A 19,593-nucleotide genomic window follows, 5' to 3' on the forward strand; every position below is an offset into this window, starting at 1 on the left:
AAGGTGGAAAGAGGTGATGAGTTTTTCGCGGTCGTGTTTTCTGCCTTGCATAGATAGCTGAAGGTACAAAAACTCCATCTATCATGCAGTTTTAGGCACTGGCAGAGTTGTGCAACAGCCACGCTCCCCTGTGAGACGAGAAAACGTTTACGAATGAACTCCCGCCTTAGACGACGAAGTAGTCATGTAGCTGCTCATTAATTCGGGCGTTTAATTGGCTGCGCCCTTTTGCTTTAATATCTATCAAGTGGTTCGCCGCCGCCGTCTAGTTCGTAGCCTACGCTATTGAACTGCTACGAAATCAAACTGCTGCTGGAGTCGGGCCATGCGCACCTGATCAATCGGTTCCCCTGGCACAAACGCGCGGCCTAACGCCTCAAAGTAGTCCTGAAAACTGCCAGGCATATCAATTTCCAGCATGCAGGCTTGCTCTTGGCCTGGATTGGAAAACCCATGAACCACGCCGGTGGGTATATACACTGAGGTGCCCTCCGTCGCTTCAACAACCCTTCTATCGAGGACAATATTTACTGTCCCTTGGATAATGTAAAAGGTGTGAGTTGTCACTTGATGAGCATGAGGTGCCGGCCCTGGGAAGCCAGGGGGTAAATCATGTTTAACGACACAATACAGGCCGCCCGTATCGGCTTTACTAACGAGAAACGTAGTTTTACAATCACCAATCTGAACACTTCTTCCCCCTTGAGGGGATGTACTAGTGGCAATCAGGGATGGAGGCATAAAAAAGCTTGATTTGAATGGCGACTAAAGGTAATGATGTTAGTTGGAGGCCAGCACCAGTGCTGGTCTAAGCGAATCCAGTGGACAGATAAAAAAGTAAGGCGGCATTATTCTACACAAAAATCTTTGGTAGGGTTAAGTATGCGACTAATTGCATTTGACAGTCAACAAAACGCAAAGAGCATAAAAACGCTCGTTCGTCTCGTATAGAGGCAGCTTGTAAAACGTCGATTTTTCATGTCTGTTAAATGAAATCAATTGCATCGTACTATTATTCTAAGAAAATAAGTGGAGAGTAAGACTAATAAGCGGCAACAAAAGCAACTGAAACCAATCAGTCTCTTTTGTGTGAACCTTGTTCACTTTTAAGTTACTGAAGCCGTATGGCCTTTTTTTGCGCACGCTTAAGCCGGTGAAACTTGCGACGGTATCGATAGCACTGGTAAGTCTGGAGGGAAAGAAAACACAACACCGAACGAACCATGGCTTCTCAGGGTATCCGCTCAATAACGATTTAATTTTCAGTGTGGACCCGTTATCATTTATTTTCAGACATCAGCTTTGAAGATAGCCGGTCCGTCGGCGCGGTCGTATTTATGACGTTTGAGAGATTTGTTTTTAGGCTGCATGATCTAGCGAAAATACACAGGATCACTGTGCCGATTTAGTAGACCCATTCCGTGTTATGCTGACACAGGCTGAATTTTAGTCCATACACCCCCATGGTCCACCAAGACCGCATCCCCACTCTGTAAAGCCAATTTCTGGGAATAAATCGCTAAAACCACCTGCGCTATATCAGCTGGACTAGCAATCCGACCACTGGGATTCGATGATCCAAAAGCCGCTTTGGCATCCGATTGATGACCCGTCAACCGATCCACCATCGGCGTATCGGTAATCCAGGGACAAACCGCAAACACCTGAATCTGATCCAGGGCATAACCTACGGCCACCGACTGGGTGATGCTTAACACGGCAGCTTTGGTGGCCCCGTAGGCCACCGCATCTGGGAAGGGAACTGTGGTTCCCACAAACGAAGCGGTATTGACAATGATACCTCCAGCCCGCTTGAGCAGATGGGGCAACACATGCTTAATGGTCAGCAGCACCCCTTTCACATTGATGGCCAGAATTTGGTCGAGGACCGCTTCGGTGTTGGTGGTGAGGGGGCCTAACATGCCCTCAATACCCGCATTGTTGAACAAAAAATCGATTCCGCCGTAGTGATGAACCGCCTTCTCAACTAAGGCCTGAACCTGGCTCTCGTCACTAACGTCGGCTTGAACAAACAAAGTTTTCGACGCATCGTCAATTAAGCTGACAGCAGCTTCTCCCCGCTGTTGGTCACGCCCACTCAGGACTACTCGAATACCCCGGGCGGCTAACTGCTGGGCAACCGCCAGGCCGATTCCTGTAGTACCACCGGTAATGAGTGCTACTTTTCCAATCAGAGATTCGTTCATTATCAAAACTATTCAGGGGTTTATATAAAAAAGATACTTTAATTCTTAAACACATTCTTACTGACTAATTCACTGGTCAATAGAATCGACTTTAACCTAGTTCTCGATCAGTTTACCGAACTAAGTGCCGGTTTTATAGCCTGTCTAAATGCGATCAACAACTGGTTATTAGTCTGGCTAATTAAGTTATTGGTCTCACCAGGGTCATTTTTGAGATCAAAGATTGCTTCTTTTTTTGTATGCATATCATAGTAATACTCTAAAATCTCATTGTTTTTGTACTGTATCACAGCATAGTTTTTTAGTAATGGATTAGCATGAAAGCTATATAGATGCTTGCTTTCCTCTAAGAGAGATTCCCCTTGCCATGACGGTGGAACAGGCAATCCTAAGCGATCTAAAATAGTGACTGCTATGTCTGGTTGAGAAGCATGATCCGTTCGGTAAGAAACCGAACGATCGTTGTCGTAAATCAGTAAAGGAGTATGGATTTCTCGATTGGAAACTTCATGACCATGGGCAAAAATATTTTTTTCACCAATAGATTCACCATGATCAGCTGTAATGACTACAATACTGTTTTCTAGAAAACCTTTTTGATTTAATTTCTCAAATATTTTTTTGATACACCAATCCGCCTGAAGGACACCATTCTTATAGTTATTTTCGTATGAAATCTTATTGAAATCGACATTAGCAGGGAGGTATTTTTTTATACTTTCGTGTCTTAATCCTAGCGGGTGTACCGACATCAAGTGGAAATAAAAAAAAGATGGGTTATTCCTGTAGCTATTAACACCATCTAACCCTTCTAGTACTAAAGCGTCATCATTGATGGAAAATTTAGTTGAATTTGTTCCATCAAAGAAGTAATCGATACTCGTACCGTAATATGACTTTAAATTATAAAAATTAGTATGATCGCCAGATAAAATAAAATTGGTAGTATACCCCTGATCCTTCAATAGCTCTTGGATAGAAAAAGTCTTGGTGTAAACATCGGGAACATATTTTGAGCGGAGTATGCTTAAAATACTGGGAAAAGAGTAAGTCGATGTCGCAAATGAATAATCAACTTTTTGCAGCCGCCCCGTCTTATACAGATCAGAAAGGAAAGGCGTATTTGATTCCGGATCCCCATTTACAGGTAGGTAATCGGCCCTTAGCGCGTCAATGACAATGAGAATGACGTTCATTTTGTTGAAGGTTAACCGTTTGGGATATAGGCCTCTGGCTTTATCAACCTGGTCATCATTGGTTAATGTAATGCCTGTTTTTCCATCCCCTATCAGTACTGTATACAATGGCTCACGAATTAGCTCTAAACGTTGCGCAAACGTATTTTTATCAGATTCATAGTTGATTAAAACGAAGGTCGTAACCGAGAATAGCACAACAATACCTTTGCTTAGTTTACTACGGTAATTACTATTTATTGTCAAATTTTGCTTACTAATAACCAAAACTGACCATAGCTGATTCGATCCAATCACAAAGCAGCCTATAATACAAACGGGTATAAAGAAACATACGAGATAAGCAATCCAGTAAGGAATAGAAAATGCCTGGATCGTACTAGTAAACTGAGAAATATACACCCAGAATATACTGATCGAAATGGGATATTTTATGAGTTCATTTCCACCAAAAGCCAGTATATATACGAGCAACTGTGCCAGAAATACAATTCCTAGAAAGGCCGCAAACAGGCATTTTGCATAAAGAATACCCTTTTTCAACGACAAAAGAAAGAAACCAACTACGAAGCCTGTCAGATAAACTAGTCCTACAAAAAACAGATGATAAATGATTACGCTGCCCGGAAGAGCATAAGTGTTTTTATAGGATATGATTACAGAAGCTGAAACAATAATAATGACCCAATACAAAAATGTTAATTTCAGCAATTTATATAGTGTTAGCATATCAAATCAGTGAGTAATAGCATACCGAATTTGAAGATACATTTTTATCCAATATAGTCTGGAGAAAACTTACTTCTGGCAGTGATAGATAAATTCAACTGGTAAGCTAACGGTTGATTTACAGGCAGTAAGAGTAAAATGCTTTTTGTATTTTTTTAGATGATAGGTAGAATAAAGTATTTGACTAATTATGCCGTTTTCGCTAAGCATATCCTTACTTTGGCAAAGAATCTCTTCGATTACCGGATTAGAAATAAGTGAAAACGGAATAGATGATACAATACAATCTATAGGGTGGTGACAATATCTTTTCAGATATTGCGCCGAGTCGTTTATGACAACTAATCGATCATCGTTTATTTCGGTAAGCAATTGGCAAAACTCACGGTTTATTTCAAACGCATACAGCCTTGAATTCTTATTCATTTTTGACAGAAGCAACCGGGTAATATTTCCGTGACCTGCCCCAAATTCGACAATTACTTGGGGATTTTCATCAGTGACATATCGGCTTACTTCCAGATTTCCTTTTTTTGACGTTTCGTACAGTGCTCCGGTTGTTTTTAAGTTGGAAACAAATGCCCAGGTTATTCTGAATGACCGAAATACGGGTTGTAGTAAGCTGTTTAGCTGATGAGTCAACCTATTGTTAGCGTCCGACAGAATAACCCTCGTCTGACGCCCTGTCCGCAGCAACGAGTTCAAACCAAATTTAGCCCTTTCGGGAAGCGTAGATAACTGAGATAGATTGACTTGAGTTTTCATGTATTTTGGGATGCCCGGAAGGCCTTCTGGGTTGGGAAACGTGAATAATTGTAGCTTTAGGATACCTAAGCAGATCTGGAAATTACAGGCAGCAGTCAGTTGACTGCTGCCTGCTCCTGCAATACGGAACGTCTTCTTTGAGGGGGAGTCCATTTTTGTCAAGGCTATATACCGTGAAGTAGATAATCCAGTAACGTACTGTTGGCGAGGATGGCTTAGAAATCAAGGTCTCTGATTACGGCGCTATAACTTGCGATGGCGGTACTAGTCGCGATGGCGGTACTTGTGTTGCTGACATTGATAATTTGGTGAGGATGTCCTGTTGTAGTTTTTGCTGCATGACAGGTTGAACTAAATGATCATTTGACTGACAGGCACTCGTAAGGAGTCCAGCCACTAAACAAATACTCAAAAAAGTTGCAATTGACTTCTTCATGGGTTTGGCTTTTGTGATTAATTAATATACTAATTAGGAGCACGATACGTGAACGTATTAGACCGGGTCGTGGAGTTTGCGGTCGTACGTCATTGACCCTGCAAAGGTGGCCGGACGCACAACGATGGACGGTAAGTCAGGTTACCAATGTGGTAACAGACGTTACCAAATCTGACGAGCTGGTGGATTTTAATGAAGAGCAATCGTTTTTCTAGTGCATAAGCGATGATTCCCTACTTAGATGCAAGTAGGCAATAAGCACGAACTTGACGAACGCATTGCAGATGTTGGGACTTCTAAATAGTTTTACAATAGCGGTTATCCTTCATATCAGCTGTACGCTATCCTTATCCACTAAACCAGCATTAAAGTCGTGCGACGAACTAAGAACCAGATTCACCTTGGGCTGATGCTTTGGATGTTGCTTGGTTTGTGGTACACACCCCTGTGGGCACAACGCCTTCAGTTGCCGCAACCGGAGTTAATCACGGACCAGCAGGGCTTACCCCAGGGGTTTGTTCCCGGTATAGTACAAGACAGCCAGGGCTTTATCTGGATGGCCACCCACGATGGGTTATGCCGCTACGATGGACACGAGTTTAAAATCTTTCGGGCCAAGGCATCCGGGCCATCGGTCGTTCCTTTTTCCAGCGTTGCTGCCCTGCAAATGGACCACAAAGGCCACATCTGGATTACCTCCGAACAAGGAGAAATTGTTTCACTTGATCCAAAAACCGAAACCTTTATCAATATCTCGGAACAACTGGCCAAGCGTTCCTATCCTCATCAAGGCCCTAGACAGTATTATGTAGACCGCCAGAGTCGGCTATGGCTAGCTTTTGATCGTTTAGGATTGGTCTGCTACGAACTCACTACGGGGCGTGTTCACTGGTTTCGCCACCGGTCGGGCGACCCTCATTCGCTGAGTACGGATAACATACGCTGTGTACTACAAGATCGGCAGGGTACCATCTGGATTGGTACAGGGGATGCCGGTTTGGAGCGATTTGAGGACAAAACAGCACAATTTGTGCACTATCATCCGAATGCTCAGACGCCCCTGGCGTTGCCCGAATTGGAAATCTACAGTCTCTATCAACGACTATCGGGGGAGCTTCTGCTAAGTTTACACCATCACGTTTGTCAGTTCAATCCCAAAACGGGCCGGCTGCAAGCCTTTAGGCTGCCCGACGAGGATGCTGCGTTGTGGGGGGACCATCATGAATGGGGCATGCGCTTTACGGCCGATAGTCGGGGAACAATCTATTGCGATCAGCGGAATCGGCTGTTTCGTTTCTCGGATCGGAATGGTCTTCAGCTGCTGGCTCGTCTTACGCCCCAGACAGGCTATTGTTCCAGTTTATTCATCGACCGTTCGGATGTGTTGTGGGTGGGTACTGATGGCTCGGGGGTACGAAAGTACGATTTAGGAACGGATGGGTTTCGAACAGCACGATATCAGACGAATTTTCAGACCGACGTATTGACGAATTGGTTAATGATAGGCGAACAACAAGTTCTTTCCACCCGGTCTGCCGATCCCTATAAGTTCCGGTATACACTCGATAGCCGGGGATACCTCTGGACTACGCTTGGTAGTTCAACAATCTATCGCATCAATGTAGCGACCCATCAATGCGAACGAGTGGATTTCCCAAAGAAGTATGCTGGACTCGTGACGCCCCTGGCTACCGACGGGCAGGGTAATGTCTGGTTGCTTTTCTGGGAAAATAAACAGTACTCCCTCTGGAACTATAAGACTGATAGTCATCAGTGGATTCAATCCGTGTACGAAGTGGATTGGAAGCGTACGCATGAAATTGTGCAGATGGTCGCCGACGAGCGGGCTTTCTGGTTTGCCACCCAGGAGCGGGGTTTGTTCCGACTCGACCTTCGGACAAAGCAACTAAGCCAGTACGTCCACCAATCGAATCAGGCTGCGTCAATCAGTAGCAATACGTTGTATTGCCTGTCGGCTGATCCCGTCAATTCGAATCGACTTTGGATAGGTACATACGGTAAAGGCCTGTGTGCGTTCGATAAACAATCGGGCCGGTGCCGACGTATCACCGAGCAGGAAGGACTGCCCAACGACGTCATCTATTCTGCTATTCCCGATGCGCTCGGAAATCTTTGGATCGGTACCAACAAGGGGCTTTGTCGGCTGAACCGTAGCTCTTTTCAGACCCGAACCTACACAACCGCTGATGGTTTGTTAGCCAATGAATTTAACCGTTTTCACTACCTCCACCTGCCGAACGGACAGATCATCATGGGTGGTGTGGAGGGCATTACCTCGTTCTTTCCTGCTCAATTTCAAGACGATGCCTTTCAGCCTTTGGTAGAATTGACTGAATTACTAATCAACAATCGAGTTGTCAAACCCGCGGTTAACACACCCCTGAGCCAACCACTTCAGTCGACAAACAACCTCCGATTGGCCTACGATCAGAACTTCATAACGATTCAGTTTGCCGCCTTACAATATAACCGGTTAGGCAAGAATCGCTACCGCTATCAATTGGAAGGCCTTGATCCGGATTGGGTGGAATCTACAAAGCCGCAGGCGGTCTATACCGCCCTTCCCCCCGGTCAGTATATATTTCGGGTAAACGCCACGAATACGTCCAATTTATGGAGTCCCCATCTGCGTACGCTCCTGGTTACGATTAATCCACCCTGGTGGCGGACTTGGTGGGCATACCTGTTTTACGGAATGGTAATCGCGGGCAGCATCTGGTACGGCATCTGGCTCCGGCTGAATCAGCTGGCCATGCAACAGACCATCACGCTACGGCAGCAGGAAGCCCGGCAGCTACGTGAACTCGACGAGATGAAGTCGCGCTTTTTTACCAATGTAACGCACGACTTTCGTACCCCGCTAACCCTAATTCTTTCGCCCATCACAGAGCTGCTTCAGGACCTGGCGGGCACCCGTTACGTTAAGCGGTTGGAGTCGATGAGCCGAAATGCTCAGCAATTGCTGAACCTGATTAATCAGTTGCTGGATTTTTCCAAGCTCGAAGCCAATGCGCTGTCGATTCAGGAAGTTCGGGGCCACGTGGGGCAGTTCGTCGAACAGGCCCTTTACGTGTTTCGAGAGGAGGCTGTCCTCAAAACGATTAACTTTACCTACCACTACGAGGGTTCGGACGAGTACTGGTTCGATGCCGATAAACTGGAGCGGATTCTGGCGAACCTGATCGGCAATGCCTTAAAATTCACCCCGGCTGGTGGATACATCACTATTACGTTGCAGCAAACCGACGGGGTTGACCTGCGTGTATCGGATACCGGGGTTGGCATTGCCGAGAATAAGCTGCCTTATATATTCGATCGCTTTTTTCAAGTAGCGACAACGGATACCGGCCTTCCGGTGAAGGCACTTCCGCAACAGGTGGGAACGGGTATTGGCCTGTCGCTGGTGAAGGAGTTGGTCGAACTACAGCGCGGGCGGATCAGGGTAGAGAGCCAGCCGGGGCAGGGCACTACCTTCCACATCCATATACCCTACCGCAAAGCCGATGACGTACCAACGCCCGGCGTAGCAGCGCCATCGCTCACAGCCACCAACCAAATAACCGAGCCAACGGGTGCGTATCCACTCCGGGAGCAACCGCACCTGCTGCTGGTGGAAGATAATCAAGAACTGGCTGAATTTATTTCTGATAGTCTGCCCGCCCACTACCGGGTGAGCCGGGCCTTGAACGGGGTTGACGGATTACAACAGGTGCTGGCCGATTTGCCTGATCTGGTGATCTCGGATGTGATGATGCCGATCATGAACGGCTACACATTCTGTCAGAAGTTAAAGGACGATGAGCGGACCAATCATATTCCGATCATTTTGCTAACGGCGAAGGTAACGCTGGACAACCGCATGGAGGGACTCACGCGGGGAGCTGACGACTACCTGACCAAACCGTTTCATGTCCAGGAGTTGGCGTTACGGATCCACAACCTGCTCGAGCGGCAGCACCGACTTCGTGAACGCGTTCGTCAGGAGTTAAGTCGTCCGGTACTTAATAAACTCGAAACCAGCCATTCGGTACCAACCGAACCCGAAATTACCCTGCCGCCTAATCCGTTTCTGGAAAAGCTCTATACCATCATTGAGACCAAATTGGATGATACATCTTTTAGTGTAGAGGAGTTAGCTGATCAACTCAACATGAGCCGGGTCCATCTGCACCGTAAGCTTAAAGCCCTGACTGGGTTTGCGGCTAGTGATCTTATCCGCAATTACCGACTCAAGCAGGCCACTCAATTATTACAGCAGGGCTTCAACAGTTCCGAAACCGCCTACCGGGTAGGCTTTGACAGTCCGCAGTATTTTGCCAAATGCTTTCGGGAGGTTTATCACATGACACCGAGCGAATTTGCGCAAAAAGCCCAGAAAACGGCCTAAGTCAACTTTTCTTGTTACTACCATTACCAGAATGGTAACGGGCATTACCACCTCTTCATCTTCACCCATCCATTTTTGCGGTGTCTATTTAACTGCTCAAAATAATGGTGTATCGCGAAAAAGTGATTGTCACGAGGTGTCTGGTACATGGCCACTGGCTTATATTCTCTATGGCGGAATTAATATTGGGAAAATCATGGGTATAGCCCAGGCTTTTTATTAAACCCTTACCTGACCCAAATCCTTTCTGACGTTTACGACTGGCCGGGGTGCTGGCGATCACGGTGAAATGAGGAACCGAACGCTCCTCAACCGGTGGGTAGTAGACTGGCTGGACGAAAATTTTAGCTAGTCACTTTCCGCAAAAGCTAACCCACTCTAGGTCTCCTCTGCTCACATCCATTCATTAGCTTTTCAACCACGTACCAAACTTGCAAACTCAATCCTTACCTTCAGGCGGAATGATTCAAAGCGTATTCAGATAGTCGATTGTATAATGGGCCGTATGCCTTTAGGTTTGTGCCGAATATGCTTAATTAGTCATTATCAAATGGTCGTTGTTTCTGAATCAATTGACGTACATCTACTACGATGCAGCTGGTAGGGAGGTGTTGGTCAAGCCCATACCTGCCTGACGGTTTTTTAGGGTAAAAGCCGAGTAGAGTGTTTGTACCATGTGAGGCGTTAGAGAGCCATAAAAGCTAGCGTCAATCTTACGTTTGACTATATTTATTAGCCCCTAAAAACAGTGCTTTCCCTTCTTAATGGTCTGATAAAACAATCCACCTAATTACTACCATGACTACCCATACCGACCTCCAACAGCCTACCCGATGGTTATTCCTCGCCAGGCTGAGTGCCACCCTGCTGCGTTGGGCAAGCCGCATCTTGGCCACGACGGTTTGGCTCAGCACTTTCCTCTTTGGCCTCTATATACTAGCCTTCTACGCAGCCGCCTTGTACCAGGGAACTATGGAACACTGGAATGGGGTGCTCCCCCGTCTGTATGAGCCCGAAACAGCGACGGCTACAGCGGGCATTGGCCTGCATTTTGCCGCCGGGGGTATAATTTTGATACTGGGAAGCATTCAGCTACTCGACTCGGTTCGTATTCGTTACCCGGCCTTACACCGATGGATTGGACGGCTGTATGTAGGGGCTTGCCTGCTGGCGTCCGTGGGAGGATTGGTATTCATTGTCGGTAAGGGAACCATTGGTGGATGGGTCATGAACATTGGCTTTGGGTTGTACGGACTGTTGATGGGCTGGGCCGCCCTGGCCACTTATCGGCATGCTATCCAGCGACAGGTTGAGCGGCACCGAATCTGGGCGCTGCGCCTCTATGCGCTGGCCATTGGCTCCTGGCTCTACCGGATGGACTATGGCTTTTGGTTGCTGCTGACCAACGGTCTGGGGCACACCCCCACCTTTAGTGGCCCTTTTGATGAAGTCATGGCTTTTTTCTTTTATCTACCAAACCTGCTGATTGTTGAGTTGGTTAGCCGGGCCGGGTCGTATCGGTTCCCAGCTTCCCTGAAGCTGTTGGCCTCTTTGGTGTTGGTGTTGGCCACGGTTTTCGTCGGGGTGGGAACTTACTATTTTACCCGCTACTACTGGGGCCCCGCTATCTTCACCTGGTTGGGATTGGCTTAGCTGACAGGCCAACTAACTCATTCGGGTTTGAACCCGGTCACCACACCGTCAAGAGTCAACGCATACCCGAGTTGTTGTCCCAATTTTACACGTCTCAAAAAATGCTCCCAAATGAGACGAAGCCCGGTATCATCGGCTTAAACAGGGGATTTGATTGGACGGCTTTTTTGTTATTGAATCAAGAGTATAGATAAGGGCTATTTAGACAACACAAAGTAGAGAGGCAGCGAAAAAAGACGTCCAAATAGCTGCGTAACAGGTAAGCTATCACCGTGAACTTAATCTGTTGCCTGTCCTTACCCGTTGATGATTTGCCCACCCAGAGCCAGCTAAACCCAGCCCTTGAGAAGAGAAAGATCTTTTTGGCTACGTCTGTCTAACTAAATATTCAAGGTAAACGTAATGGTTTTGAATTGCCCATCAATGGATCGATTCTGAATAATCAGGCCCGTGTCTTCATCAAATAGTCGGTCTCCGATCTGGGGTAAAATACCAAATGTTGTGTAAAAGCTAAAGATGCTCGTATAGCAAATACCTAATCTAGTTCGCCATATATCGGTAATAACTGGGTCTTCATACCAGTTTTCAATGCCGGCTAACTTTTTTACTTCGTGAAGCATCCTCTCCGACAGAAGAAACTTGACTCGCCACTCCTCAAGCATCCAATCGGGATGATCGATAGCTTCAATTATGGTGTTCATGTGCTAAGCAGATTAGTAGATTGAAGGCTGTTGAGGTAAGATACACTTTAATCCCCGGTCGGGTTACTAGTTTCTTACAAATGGCAGCTGCTTAGAGTAGGAAAACGTTTGCCCCTCGTTTTTGAGCCGGGGATGGCGATCCAGTCGCTATAGTGGAACTAACGCAACAGACGCTCGAGATGGGTTTTGTCGTAGAATGCCGGTTGATTGGGGTCATCCAGGGCGAGCAACAAGACCAAGGCAAAGAAGTCCAGCGCCATGACCGAATGCTGGCCAAACCGGTGGTCTCTCACGAGTTTGACCACATACACACCCTTGACGACTTAGGTCAGCAGTGGTTGGATGAGCTAATCCACTTCTTTGTCGACTACCGAGCCATTAGTCCTTCCTATTGAGAAGCAGGGACCTCAACAGGCCTTGGCGTACATCAAACAACGGATAACGGAGTCGTCGAGCGTCTGGACGACTGGAGGTCTCTTTTTGGTTGTCTTCTGAAGGGTTAACATGGTACCCCGATCAAAATGTCGGGTACGAAAATGGGCATTATCCGGTGAACAGGCCTTGTTTGTCCCCTTTATAAACCGATTGCTCTAGCATAGACCAGTGGGGAGCCCACAAAGGCTATCCGGTTGAAAGCTAGCATGGCTCAATGGGCCGCAGGCGTTCTAACTGAGGCTTCGCTGCTTAGCCATCTCTACTAAGGCTTGATGAGTTGCATTTTGGTTGAGCACGTCCATCGCCTGGTGGATGGAGCTTAATGGCTGCCCCGGCGTGAATTTCAGTCGTCTGGCGATGGCGGGATAAATGCTCAGTGAGAGCTGGTTATAGTACACGCGGATGGACATAGGGGTGGAATAGTAACTGGTAACGAATGCCTTATTTAGACATGGCTCCACTACGTTTGTCACCAGAGCGCCCCCTAACCCAGCTAACAACCTGGCTAAGCTCAAAGGACGGCACTGGCACTGGTTATGACACAGGCATCCGGTTAACAAACCGCCACTGCTTGGTTTACTCCCTACCTGGCCCGGATGTCAGCCTCCACCCAAGACGGTATTACCTGAGTTTGACTACGGTATAGAATTGGGGCGGTGATCATGCAGGCTAACGCTCCAACCGCTCCAAGCTACCTGAAGCGGCACCAACGCTCCCGCTAAGCAGGCTAGTCTAGCCCCCCTTAAGCCTAACAAGATGAGGCCTTTATCAGTTTTAACGACACGGGCAGTACGTCCTAACCAGCAACGCATCCCAAGCCGGTTCACACCATGGCGAAGAAGTTGACACTATCCACCCACCCAGGCTGGGCTCTTTTGCGACTCGCCCTGCAAACCAACCATCGGCAGGAACTAGCCGATAATCAGACTGCCCAGGAGCAAGCCCGCTCACAGCTAGCCAAACGCCACCAACGCGAAATGGCTCAGATCAGTATCGTCCTCGATCCCCTGGGCTGGGCCAAAGCCATCGGGCGCTATAGGGCTCAACAAACCGAGCAGCTTTCCCGCTACCAGGCCCAACGGGCCTCCATCTTGCGTCGCCAAGAAGAGGAACTGGTTGAGTTGGCCCAGTGGAGTCATCAACAGCAGCAGCAAGCCACCGATCGAATCGTGTTTGATCAATTCTGTACCCTCTTCAACTGGTCATTGACCACGCCCCAGCAGCAGGGATATGACCAGGCCTTAAAGCAGGGGGATGCCCTCATCCTTACCGACGCCAACCAACGAATCCTGTGGACGAGCCAACGTTTTACTAGCTTGACGGGTTACCAACCGGATGAGGTGGTGGGTCAGCGGCCCAGCCTGTTGCAAGGGTCCGCCACGGATGCCGGTGTGGTGAGTTATGTGCGCCAGCAGCTAAGCGCCGCTCAGGGAGTAGAAGCGGAGTTAGTGAACTACCACAAATCAGGAGCCACCTATGTATGTCACATGCGGATCGAGCCCCTCTACAACCGGCTAGGGGAGTTAACGCATTACGCAGCCGTTGAACACGCGGTTGAGACCGGAGGTAATGAGCGTAGGGAAGCTGTAGCGCCCGTTTACCCGTAGGGTATGACTGGGGTTGACAGGGAATCGAAAGAAGCGGCCCGACAGCCCCCCTTTCTCACCGCTGGCTAAAAAACAAGTCGCTCTTGATCCGGATCAGACTACCTTGTAGGGGGCCTATCCCCGCGTTGCTTATGGTAACTCCCGATTTTTCCCGCTACCGCAACCCAGCGGAAGCGCTACGCTTTAACCAGCATTGGGCCGATCAACTCCAGGCCCTCAATGGGCTGCCCTACCAACGGCTTACCCTGGCCACCGACTGGGGCTCAACCGTCGTCTGGGTACACACCCCCAAGCGACGCTTCGCCGAGACACTCGTCTTTTTTTCGGGCTTTCACAGCCCGGCCTTAGCCTGGGATATCAACCACAACCTGGCCCCCTTGAAAAAGAACTACCGGCTCTGCCTGGTAGAGATCAATGGGCAGCCTGGCTTGAGTGCGGGGCATAGTCCCGCCCTGGAAACGGATGCCTACGGTCGCTGGGCGCTTGAGGTCCTTCAGCAACTGAGCCCGGGGCGGGTGAGCTTGCTGGGTCACGGCTTAGGCGGGTTCATTTGTCTGAAGACCTGCCGGCTGGCCCCTGACCGCATCAAACAGGCCATCCTGGTGAACCCCGCCGGTCTTCAGGCCTTGTCGCCCAGCTTCGCCTTGCTGCGCTACTACTGGCTGGCGCTGCACCGGCCCGGTTATGAGGCGGTGCAGACTTTCTTGCGGCAATCCATCCTAAGTGGGTCGGCTCCGGGCCTACCCCCGGCTTACGAGAAGCTGGTGGTCGATTATCAGGTGTACGCCCTCTCCGAGTTCACGCCTGCGAGCTGGTGGCACCCGGCACTCCCCAGCGATGAGTTGAGCGGCCTTACCACCCAACTCCATTTACTGGTGGGAGCCCAGGACAAGCTCTATCCCTACGGGGCTACCCTGGAGCGGGCGAGTGAGTGCCTGCCTTCGGTAGCGAGTCTGATTCTCTTACCCAGGATGGGTCACGGGATTCAAGGCGTCGGTCAGGCGATACCGATGATCCAGTCACTACTGGGGTCAACGAGCCGTTAAGTTGGGGGCCTTTGCCACTAATTGTGGTTAACAGGTAGTAAAAGAAGCGGTACCCATCCCTGCGGAGAACCGTTCAGGAAAACGGCCCATTCAGACCCGGGTTTCGTTACCAAGTTACGTACAGCGGTTCAGAACGCGTTACAGTTTAGTTCTCGACAGTGAGCAACGCTGGCCTCATGAAAGACAGCATAAAGAAATAGTTCAACCTGATCTTACTCCTCAACCAGGTTTCACAACCATCCTCATCCCAGGCCCCTATTTAGCTCAACCCCTGCTGGGTCAGCCAAGTTAGCGCCGATTTGAAGCACTAGGCGTAAAACGTAGCCTGCTGATGAGGCTTTTATGAAAGGACCCGCTTGCCACTTACCGCGCCAACAAACCACTCGTCAAGAAATAAAGGAGAGTATCTTAAAGGGTTGCTTCTTAGCCTACTAACCCTAAACGAATCACTCATCCCTTGCCAAACCGCCTCTACCCGTATGCAGTCACTAATCAGGTCCCTCCTGCTGGCACTCCTTGTCAGTTTTAACGTCTTTAGCGCTCCGCTTATCCAAACCGATAAGAAGGATCATCCCACTAAATTAGCCCGCTATCAAGCGGGTGCTTACTTGGCTGGGGGAACAAAACTGCATGTTTATATCGATAAGCAAGTAGGCGGGCAGGTAACCATTCAATTAACCGACTTGAAGAGTAAATTATATTTTGACCAAACGCTGAAGGCGGTGGAAACAACCGCCCGGCTTAGCTTAGACTTAACGGCTTTGGTGGATGGTGAGTACCGGCTGAAGATTTCGAATGGCCTTGAGGTGTTCATCCGGGAGGTTAGCATCTCAACGCCTAAGCCAATGGTTGTTCCCCGCTCGATAAAAATTGAGTAAGCCCATTCTGGCGTATTGCTGGTGAACGGGTTGTGTCGGCTTGGCATGCTTGATACCATCTGATCGGCTATCTATTAAACGTCAATCTTGAAGGCAAGTTGGAAAAGCATCCAACGAGGGATATGTACTCCATGCAACTGGCCACCTATAATAATATTATAAGCCATCGACAGAATGAGTTGGACAGGTATGTAAAAATCAGTGTCTCATAATATCCTCCTCCATGAGACAAAGAAACGTTCATGAATAAGCTACCGTCTGAGACGACGAAGTAGTCATGTATCTGCTCATTAATTCGGGCATCTCATGAAACAGCTTATCTTAACATCGGTCATGGACTAACGATACGTCTGCGTCACTTATCCGCTCGATCAATAGTCTTCTTTATCCATAGATAAATTAGCTTACTACCAGTAAAACACTGGTAGTAAGTCCTTTGCCGGATAGTTGCGCCCTCTAACCTCACCACTTTCAACCCAACTATTCCCCTCCACTCAAAAAAGAACCCCGACCCATCCCGCCTGCTTCAGCCAGGCTACACCCATCCATCGAGGTCAGCAGCTGTGCTAAAGCTCCGCCTGCGATGCGCGCCGTCTCCCGACATTCGGCTCCGCCCGAGTCGTCAACCCCCGCACCCGTTAACAATCATACCTCTATCTACCTCCTTTATTGCATGACACACGTCTCTACCTTCCGCCCTGTCTCTGTCTACGCCGGACTGAGCCGACTCCTTAGTTTTTTGGCCTGCTGCGGCCTCAGTCTGCTCACGGGCTGGGCTCAGGTCAGTTATGTTACTCCCACGGGCGCCGGCCTGCAGACCGGCACTGACTGGGCCAATGCCCTGCCGGGCCCCGCCCTGCAAGCCCGTTTGGCCAGTGCAACTTCGGGCGCGGTGTTTCGCCTGGGAGCTGGTCTTTACAAGCCCGCCCAAACCGGGAATACTACCCTCTCCTTCCGGATTCCCTCGGGTGTGCAGGTGTATGGCGGCTACCCCGGCACAGGGCCCACCCCGGATCAGCGCATCGACTTTGCCATCGCCGATCAACCCAGCAGCACCACCCTGTCGGGCGATATTGATAACAATAACCAGCTGGACGAGGGCAACAGCGAGCACGTCGTTGTCTTTTCCCACGCCTCGGAGCAGACCCGCCTGGACGGTGTGGTTATTACAGGCGGCAACGCCTGGAGCCAACCCTACCGCCCTCATTCCGGACTCAGTTCCCACATTGGCGGAGGGGGGGTCTACAATGATGCCTACCAAAGCGAGAGCAGTCCCACCCTGGAGAACTGCCTGCTGGTCAACAACAAGACGAGTGGGAGTGGCGGGGCTTTGTTCAATGATTTCCAAAACGGGTCCAGCCGACTCAAGCTGATCAACACCGACTTTATCAACAATTCAGCCGAGCTGGGGGGCGCCTGGTACCAGTATGCCAATAATAGCGCTGGGCTGAGCAGTCTGGCCACCAACTGCCGGTTCCTCCACAACACGGCCCAGGCCGGGGGAGCCGTCTACACGGCCGTCTCCTTCGAATTAAGTTCAGGCGGCGGACCCATCGCCCCCCGCTACATAAACTGTAGTTTCAGCGCCAATACGGCTACCGACCGGGGGGGCGCTTTCTACACCACCTCCCGGGGCACCAACTCCTTCACCACCCTGATTACCTTGCTCAACTGTACCCTGAGCGGCAATGCCGCACCCAAGGGAGGGGCCGTCTACAACACGGCTGTACCCTTGTTTGTGCGGTTCCTGCTGGTCAGAAGCCAGGTTGACCTGCTCAACTGCATCGTCTGGAACAATGGGGGCGTCAATGCCCTGGTCAATGAGGATTATGTTCCGCCCTCGGGGGTGACCAGTGGGGGTCAGGGCGTAACGAGCTCGACCAATGGGCTGCTGGAAGCGGGGGCGGTGCTGACGTTGGGAACCGATAACCGGTTCATCACCAGTTCGCCCTTCGCCAGTGAGCAGAGTCTGCAACTGGGTGCCTGCTCGCCGGCCATCAACACCGGATCGACGGCGTTGTATACGAGTCTAGACGGCCCCGCCATCGATCTGGCGGGCAATGCCCGCATCTTCCCCAGCGGGGGGCAGCTGGATGTGGGTGCCTATGAATACCAGCAGGCCAGTGCCTGTCCCCCCGCTCTGCGGGTAACCCGGTTCTGGCTCATTAATGCCGATACCGATCAGCCCATCCGGGAACTCACCCAGGGTTCGGTGGTGAATTTAACCAGCCTGCCCACGCGTCATATCAACATTCAGGCGGTGACTGAACCGGCCACGACGGGCTCGGTGGTGTTTACCCTGAGCGGTCAGCAAGCCCGGCAGCAAACCGAGACGGTAACGCCCTATGCCCTGTTTGGTGACAATCAAGGCGATTATCAAGGCTGGACCCCAGCCGCGGGGAGTTACCACCTCACGGCCACCCCGTACGCGGAAGCGGGGGGTACAGGGGCCATCGGGACGCCCCTGACGGTGTCCTTTACGGTGTTGGATCCACCCAGCGATCAGCAGCTAACCCGGTTCTGGCTCATCAATGCCGATACCGATCAGCCCATCCGGGAGTTGACCGATGGGCAGGAGGTGGACCTGGCCAAGTTACCGACTCGCCAACTCAACATCCGGGCGATGACCGCCCCGGCCGAGCTGGGCTCGGTGGTCTTTTCGTTGACTGGTCGACAGCAGTACCAGCAGGTGGAAAACGTAGCTCCCTTCGCCTTATTCACCGATAACGGCGGGGATTATGCGGGCTGGACACCGGCGTTGGGCGACTATAGTCTGACGGCGACACCCTACAGCGAATTAGGCGGCAGTGGGGCGATGGGTACTCCCCTGACGGTGCGCTTCAGGGTGATTAACTCAGGCGCCGCCCGCCTGGTGGCCGGTGGCGTTGAGAGGTCCCTGACCGAGGGCTGGCAGGTGCGGGTGCTGGGCAATCCGGTAACCGGCAACGAGGTGGAGGTCGAGGTAAGCGGTGCCCAGCACGAGACGCTACGCTATGAATTTCTTGATGGCAGCGGTCGGGCGGTGCAGACGCACCACGTTGAGCAGGCGAGCTCCCTGGAGCGCCAGAGCTTGAGTCTCGGCAGTCAGGGTCCTGGCTTGCTCCTGCTGCGGGTCAGCACGCCAACCCACAGCCAGACGGTGAAGGTGCTAAAGCAGTAAGCCCTTGCACTTCAGTCGCCCATGCTACAGCGCTCACCTGGAAGTCCAATTGGGCGCTGTAGCATGGGCGACTGAGCGTATGTCTTTAGCTCTACCAGATAGGGTTTACACAATAAGTCAACTAAAGTCCAGTTTATAGTGTATAAATTGAACATAGTAGGTTACGTATAGATTGACCGCCAACGCGCTGATTAGGGGTTGGCTGTTTTGTTTCGATTGGTGAGCAAACCAACTGAGCTAACCGTTTAGTACCATAGCGGGTTAGCCGTCGGTGCCGCTCCGGGTCTGCCCCTCACTGACGCTTAAGGCAAGCGGCTTCCCGTTTTTATTCATTGGCCTGGGTTGCTCCAAAAAAAGGCTGCGTGCAGCACC

13 protein-coding genes and 1 pseudogene are annotated in these 19,593 nt (G+C 50.2%); 8 read left to right on the forward strand and 6 right to left on the reverse strand.

Going from position 1 to position 19,593, the window contains the following annotated elements:
• Positions 1-282: 282 nt before the first annotated feature.
• From ACYVJM_RS28395 to ACYVJM_RS28410, 4 genes are all read right to left on the reverse strand, one after another.
• Positions 283-741 (reverse strand): cupin domain-containing protein, encoded by a 459-nt coding sequence (locus ACYVJM_RS28395; RefSeq protein ID WP_461151558.1) that lies wholly within the window; start codon positions 739-741, stop codon positions 283-285.
• Positions 742-1,424: 683 nt separating this feature from the next.
• Positions 1,425-2,207, reverse strand: coding sequence for an SDR family NAD(P)-dependent oxidoreductase (locus tag ACYVJM_RS28400; RefSeq protein WP_461151559.1), 783 nt, complete (start codon positions 2,205-2,207; stop codon positions 1,425-1,427).
• Positions 2,208-2,314: 107 nt separating this feature from the next.
• Positions 2,315-4,132 (reverse strand): sulfatase-like hydrolase/transferase, encoded by a 1,818-nt coding sequence (locus ACYVJM_RS28405; protein WP_461151560.1) that lies wholly within the window; start codon positions 4,130-4,132, stop codon positions 2,315-2,317.
• A 69-nt stretch (positions 4,133-4,201) separates the two neighbouring features.
• A complete protein-coding gene (locus tag ACYVJM_RS28410) occupies positions 4,202-4,897 on the reverse strand; it encodes a class I SAM-dependent methyltransferase (RefSeq protein WP_461151561.1) in 696 nt (231 codons plus the stop codon).
• 809 nt (positions 4,898-5,706) lie between these two features.
• On the opposite strand from ACYVJM_RS28410, the gene ACYVJM_RS28415 reads away from it, so the two are divergent.
• The 3 genes from ACYVJM_RS28415 to ACYVJM_RS28425 all read left to right on the forward strand — a co-directional run bounded on the left by ACYVJM_RS28415 (position 5,707) and on the right by ACYVJM_RS28425 (position 11,394).
• Positions 5,707-9,741 carry a hybrid sensor histidine kinase/response regulator transcription factor gene (locus ACYVJM_RS28415; RefSeq protein ID WP_461151562.1) on the forward strand — a complete coding sequence of 1,345 codons (4,035 nt, stop codon included), beginning with the start codon at positions 5,707-5,709 and terminating at the stop codon, positions 9,739-9,741.
• Between the two features lie 31 nt (positions 9,742-9,772).
• On the forward strand, positions 9,773-9,964 hold the full coding sequence (locus tag ACYVJM_RS28420; protein WP_461151563.1) for a hypothetical protein: 192 nt from the start codon (positions 9,773-9,775) through the stop codon (positions 9,962-9,964).
• Between the two features lie 575 nt (positions 9,965-10,539).
• The gene (locus tag ACYVJM_RS28425) at positions 10,540-11,394 is read left to right on the forward strand and encodes a DUF2306 domain-containing protein (RefSeq protein ID WP_461151564.1); all 855 of its coding nucleotides are present in this window, start codon (positions 10,540-10,542) and stop codon (positions 11,392-11,394) included.
• Between the two features lie 380 nt (positions 11,395-11,774).
• Here ACYVJM_RS28425 and ACYVJM_RS28430 read toward each other — a convergent pair whose 3' ends face one another.
• Positions 11,775-12,095, reverse strand: coding sequence for a hypothetical protein (locus tag ACYVJM_RS28430; RefSeq protein WP_461151565.1), 321 nt, complete (start codon positions 12,093-12,095; stop codon positions 11,775-11,777).
• 140 nt (positions 12,096-12,235) lie between these two features.
• Here ACYVJM_RS28430 and ACYVJM_RS28435 point away from each other — a divergent pair.
• Positions 12,236-12,490 (forward strand): annotated as a pseudogene (locus tag ACYVJM_RS28435) (inorganic diphosphatase); the annotation flags it as partial.
• 270 nt (positions 12,491-12,760) lie between these two features.
• Here ACYVJM_RS28435 and ACYVJM_RS28440 read toward each other — a convergent pair.
• Positions 12,761-12,940, reverse strand: coding sequence for a hypothetical protein (locus ACYVJM_RS28440; protein ID WP_461151566.1), 180 nt, complete (start codon positions 12,938-12,940; stop codon positions 12,761-12,763).
• 420 nt (positions 12,941-13,360) lie between these two features.
• On the opposite strand from ACYVJM_RS28440, the gene ACYVJM_RS28445 reads away from it, so the two are divergent.
• From ACYVJM_RS28445 to ACYVJM_RS28460, 4 genes are all read left to right on the forward strand, one after another.
• Positions 13,361-14,137: a PAS domain-containing protein gene (locus ACYVJM_RS28445; RefSeq protein ID WP_461151567.1), complete on the forward strand. Its 777-nt coding sequence runs from the start codon at positions 13,361-13,363 to the stop codon at positions 14,135-14,137.
• Positions 14,138-14,268: 131 nt separating this feature from the next.
• On the forward strand, positions 14,269-15,183 hold the full coding sequence (locus tag ACYVJM_RS28450; protein WP_461151568.1) for an alpha/beta fold hydrolase: 915 nt from the start codon (positions 14,269-14,271) through the stop codon (positions 15,181-15,183).
• 479 nt (positions 15,184-15,662) lie between these two features.
• Positions 15,663-16,061 (forward strand): hypothetical protein, encoded by a 399-nt coding sequence (locus tag ACYVJM_RS28455; protein ID WP_461151569.1) that lies wholly within the window; start codon positions 15,663-15,665, stop codon positions 16,059-16,061.
• Between the two features lie 673 nt (positions 16,062-16,734).
• Positions 16,735-19,221: a choice-of-anchor Q domain-containing protein gene (locus ACYVJM_RS28460; RefSeq protein WP_461151570.1), complete on the forward strand. Its 2,487-nt coding sequence runs from the start codon at positions 16,735-16,737 to the stop codon at positions 19,219-19,221.
• Positions 19,222-19,593 lie beyond the last annotated feature (372 nt).

The sequence above is a fragment of the Spirosoma pulveris genome (genome assembly GCF_054781875.1).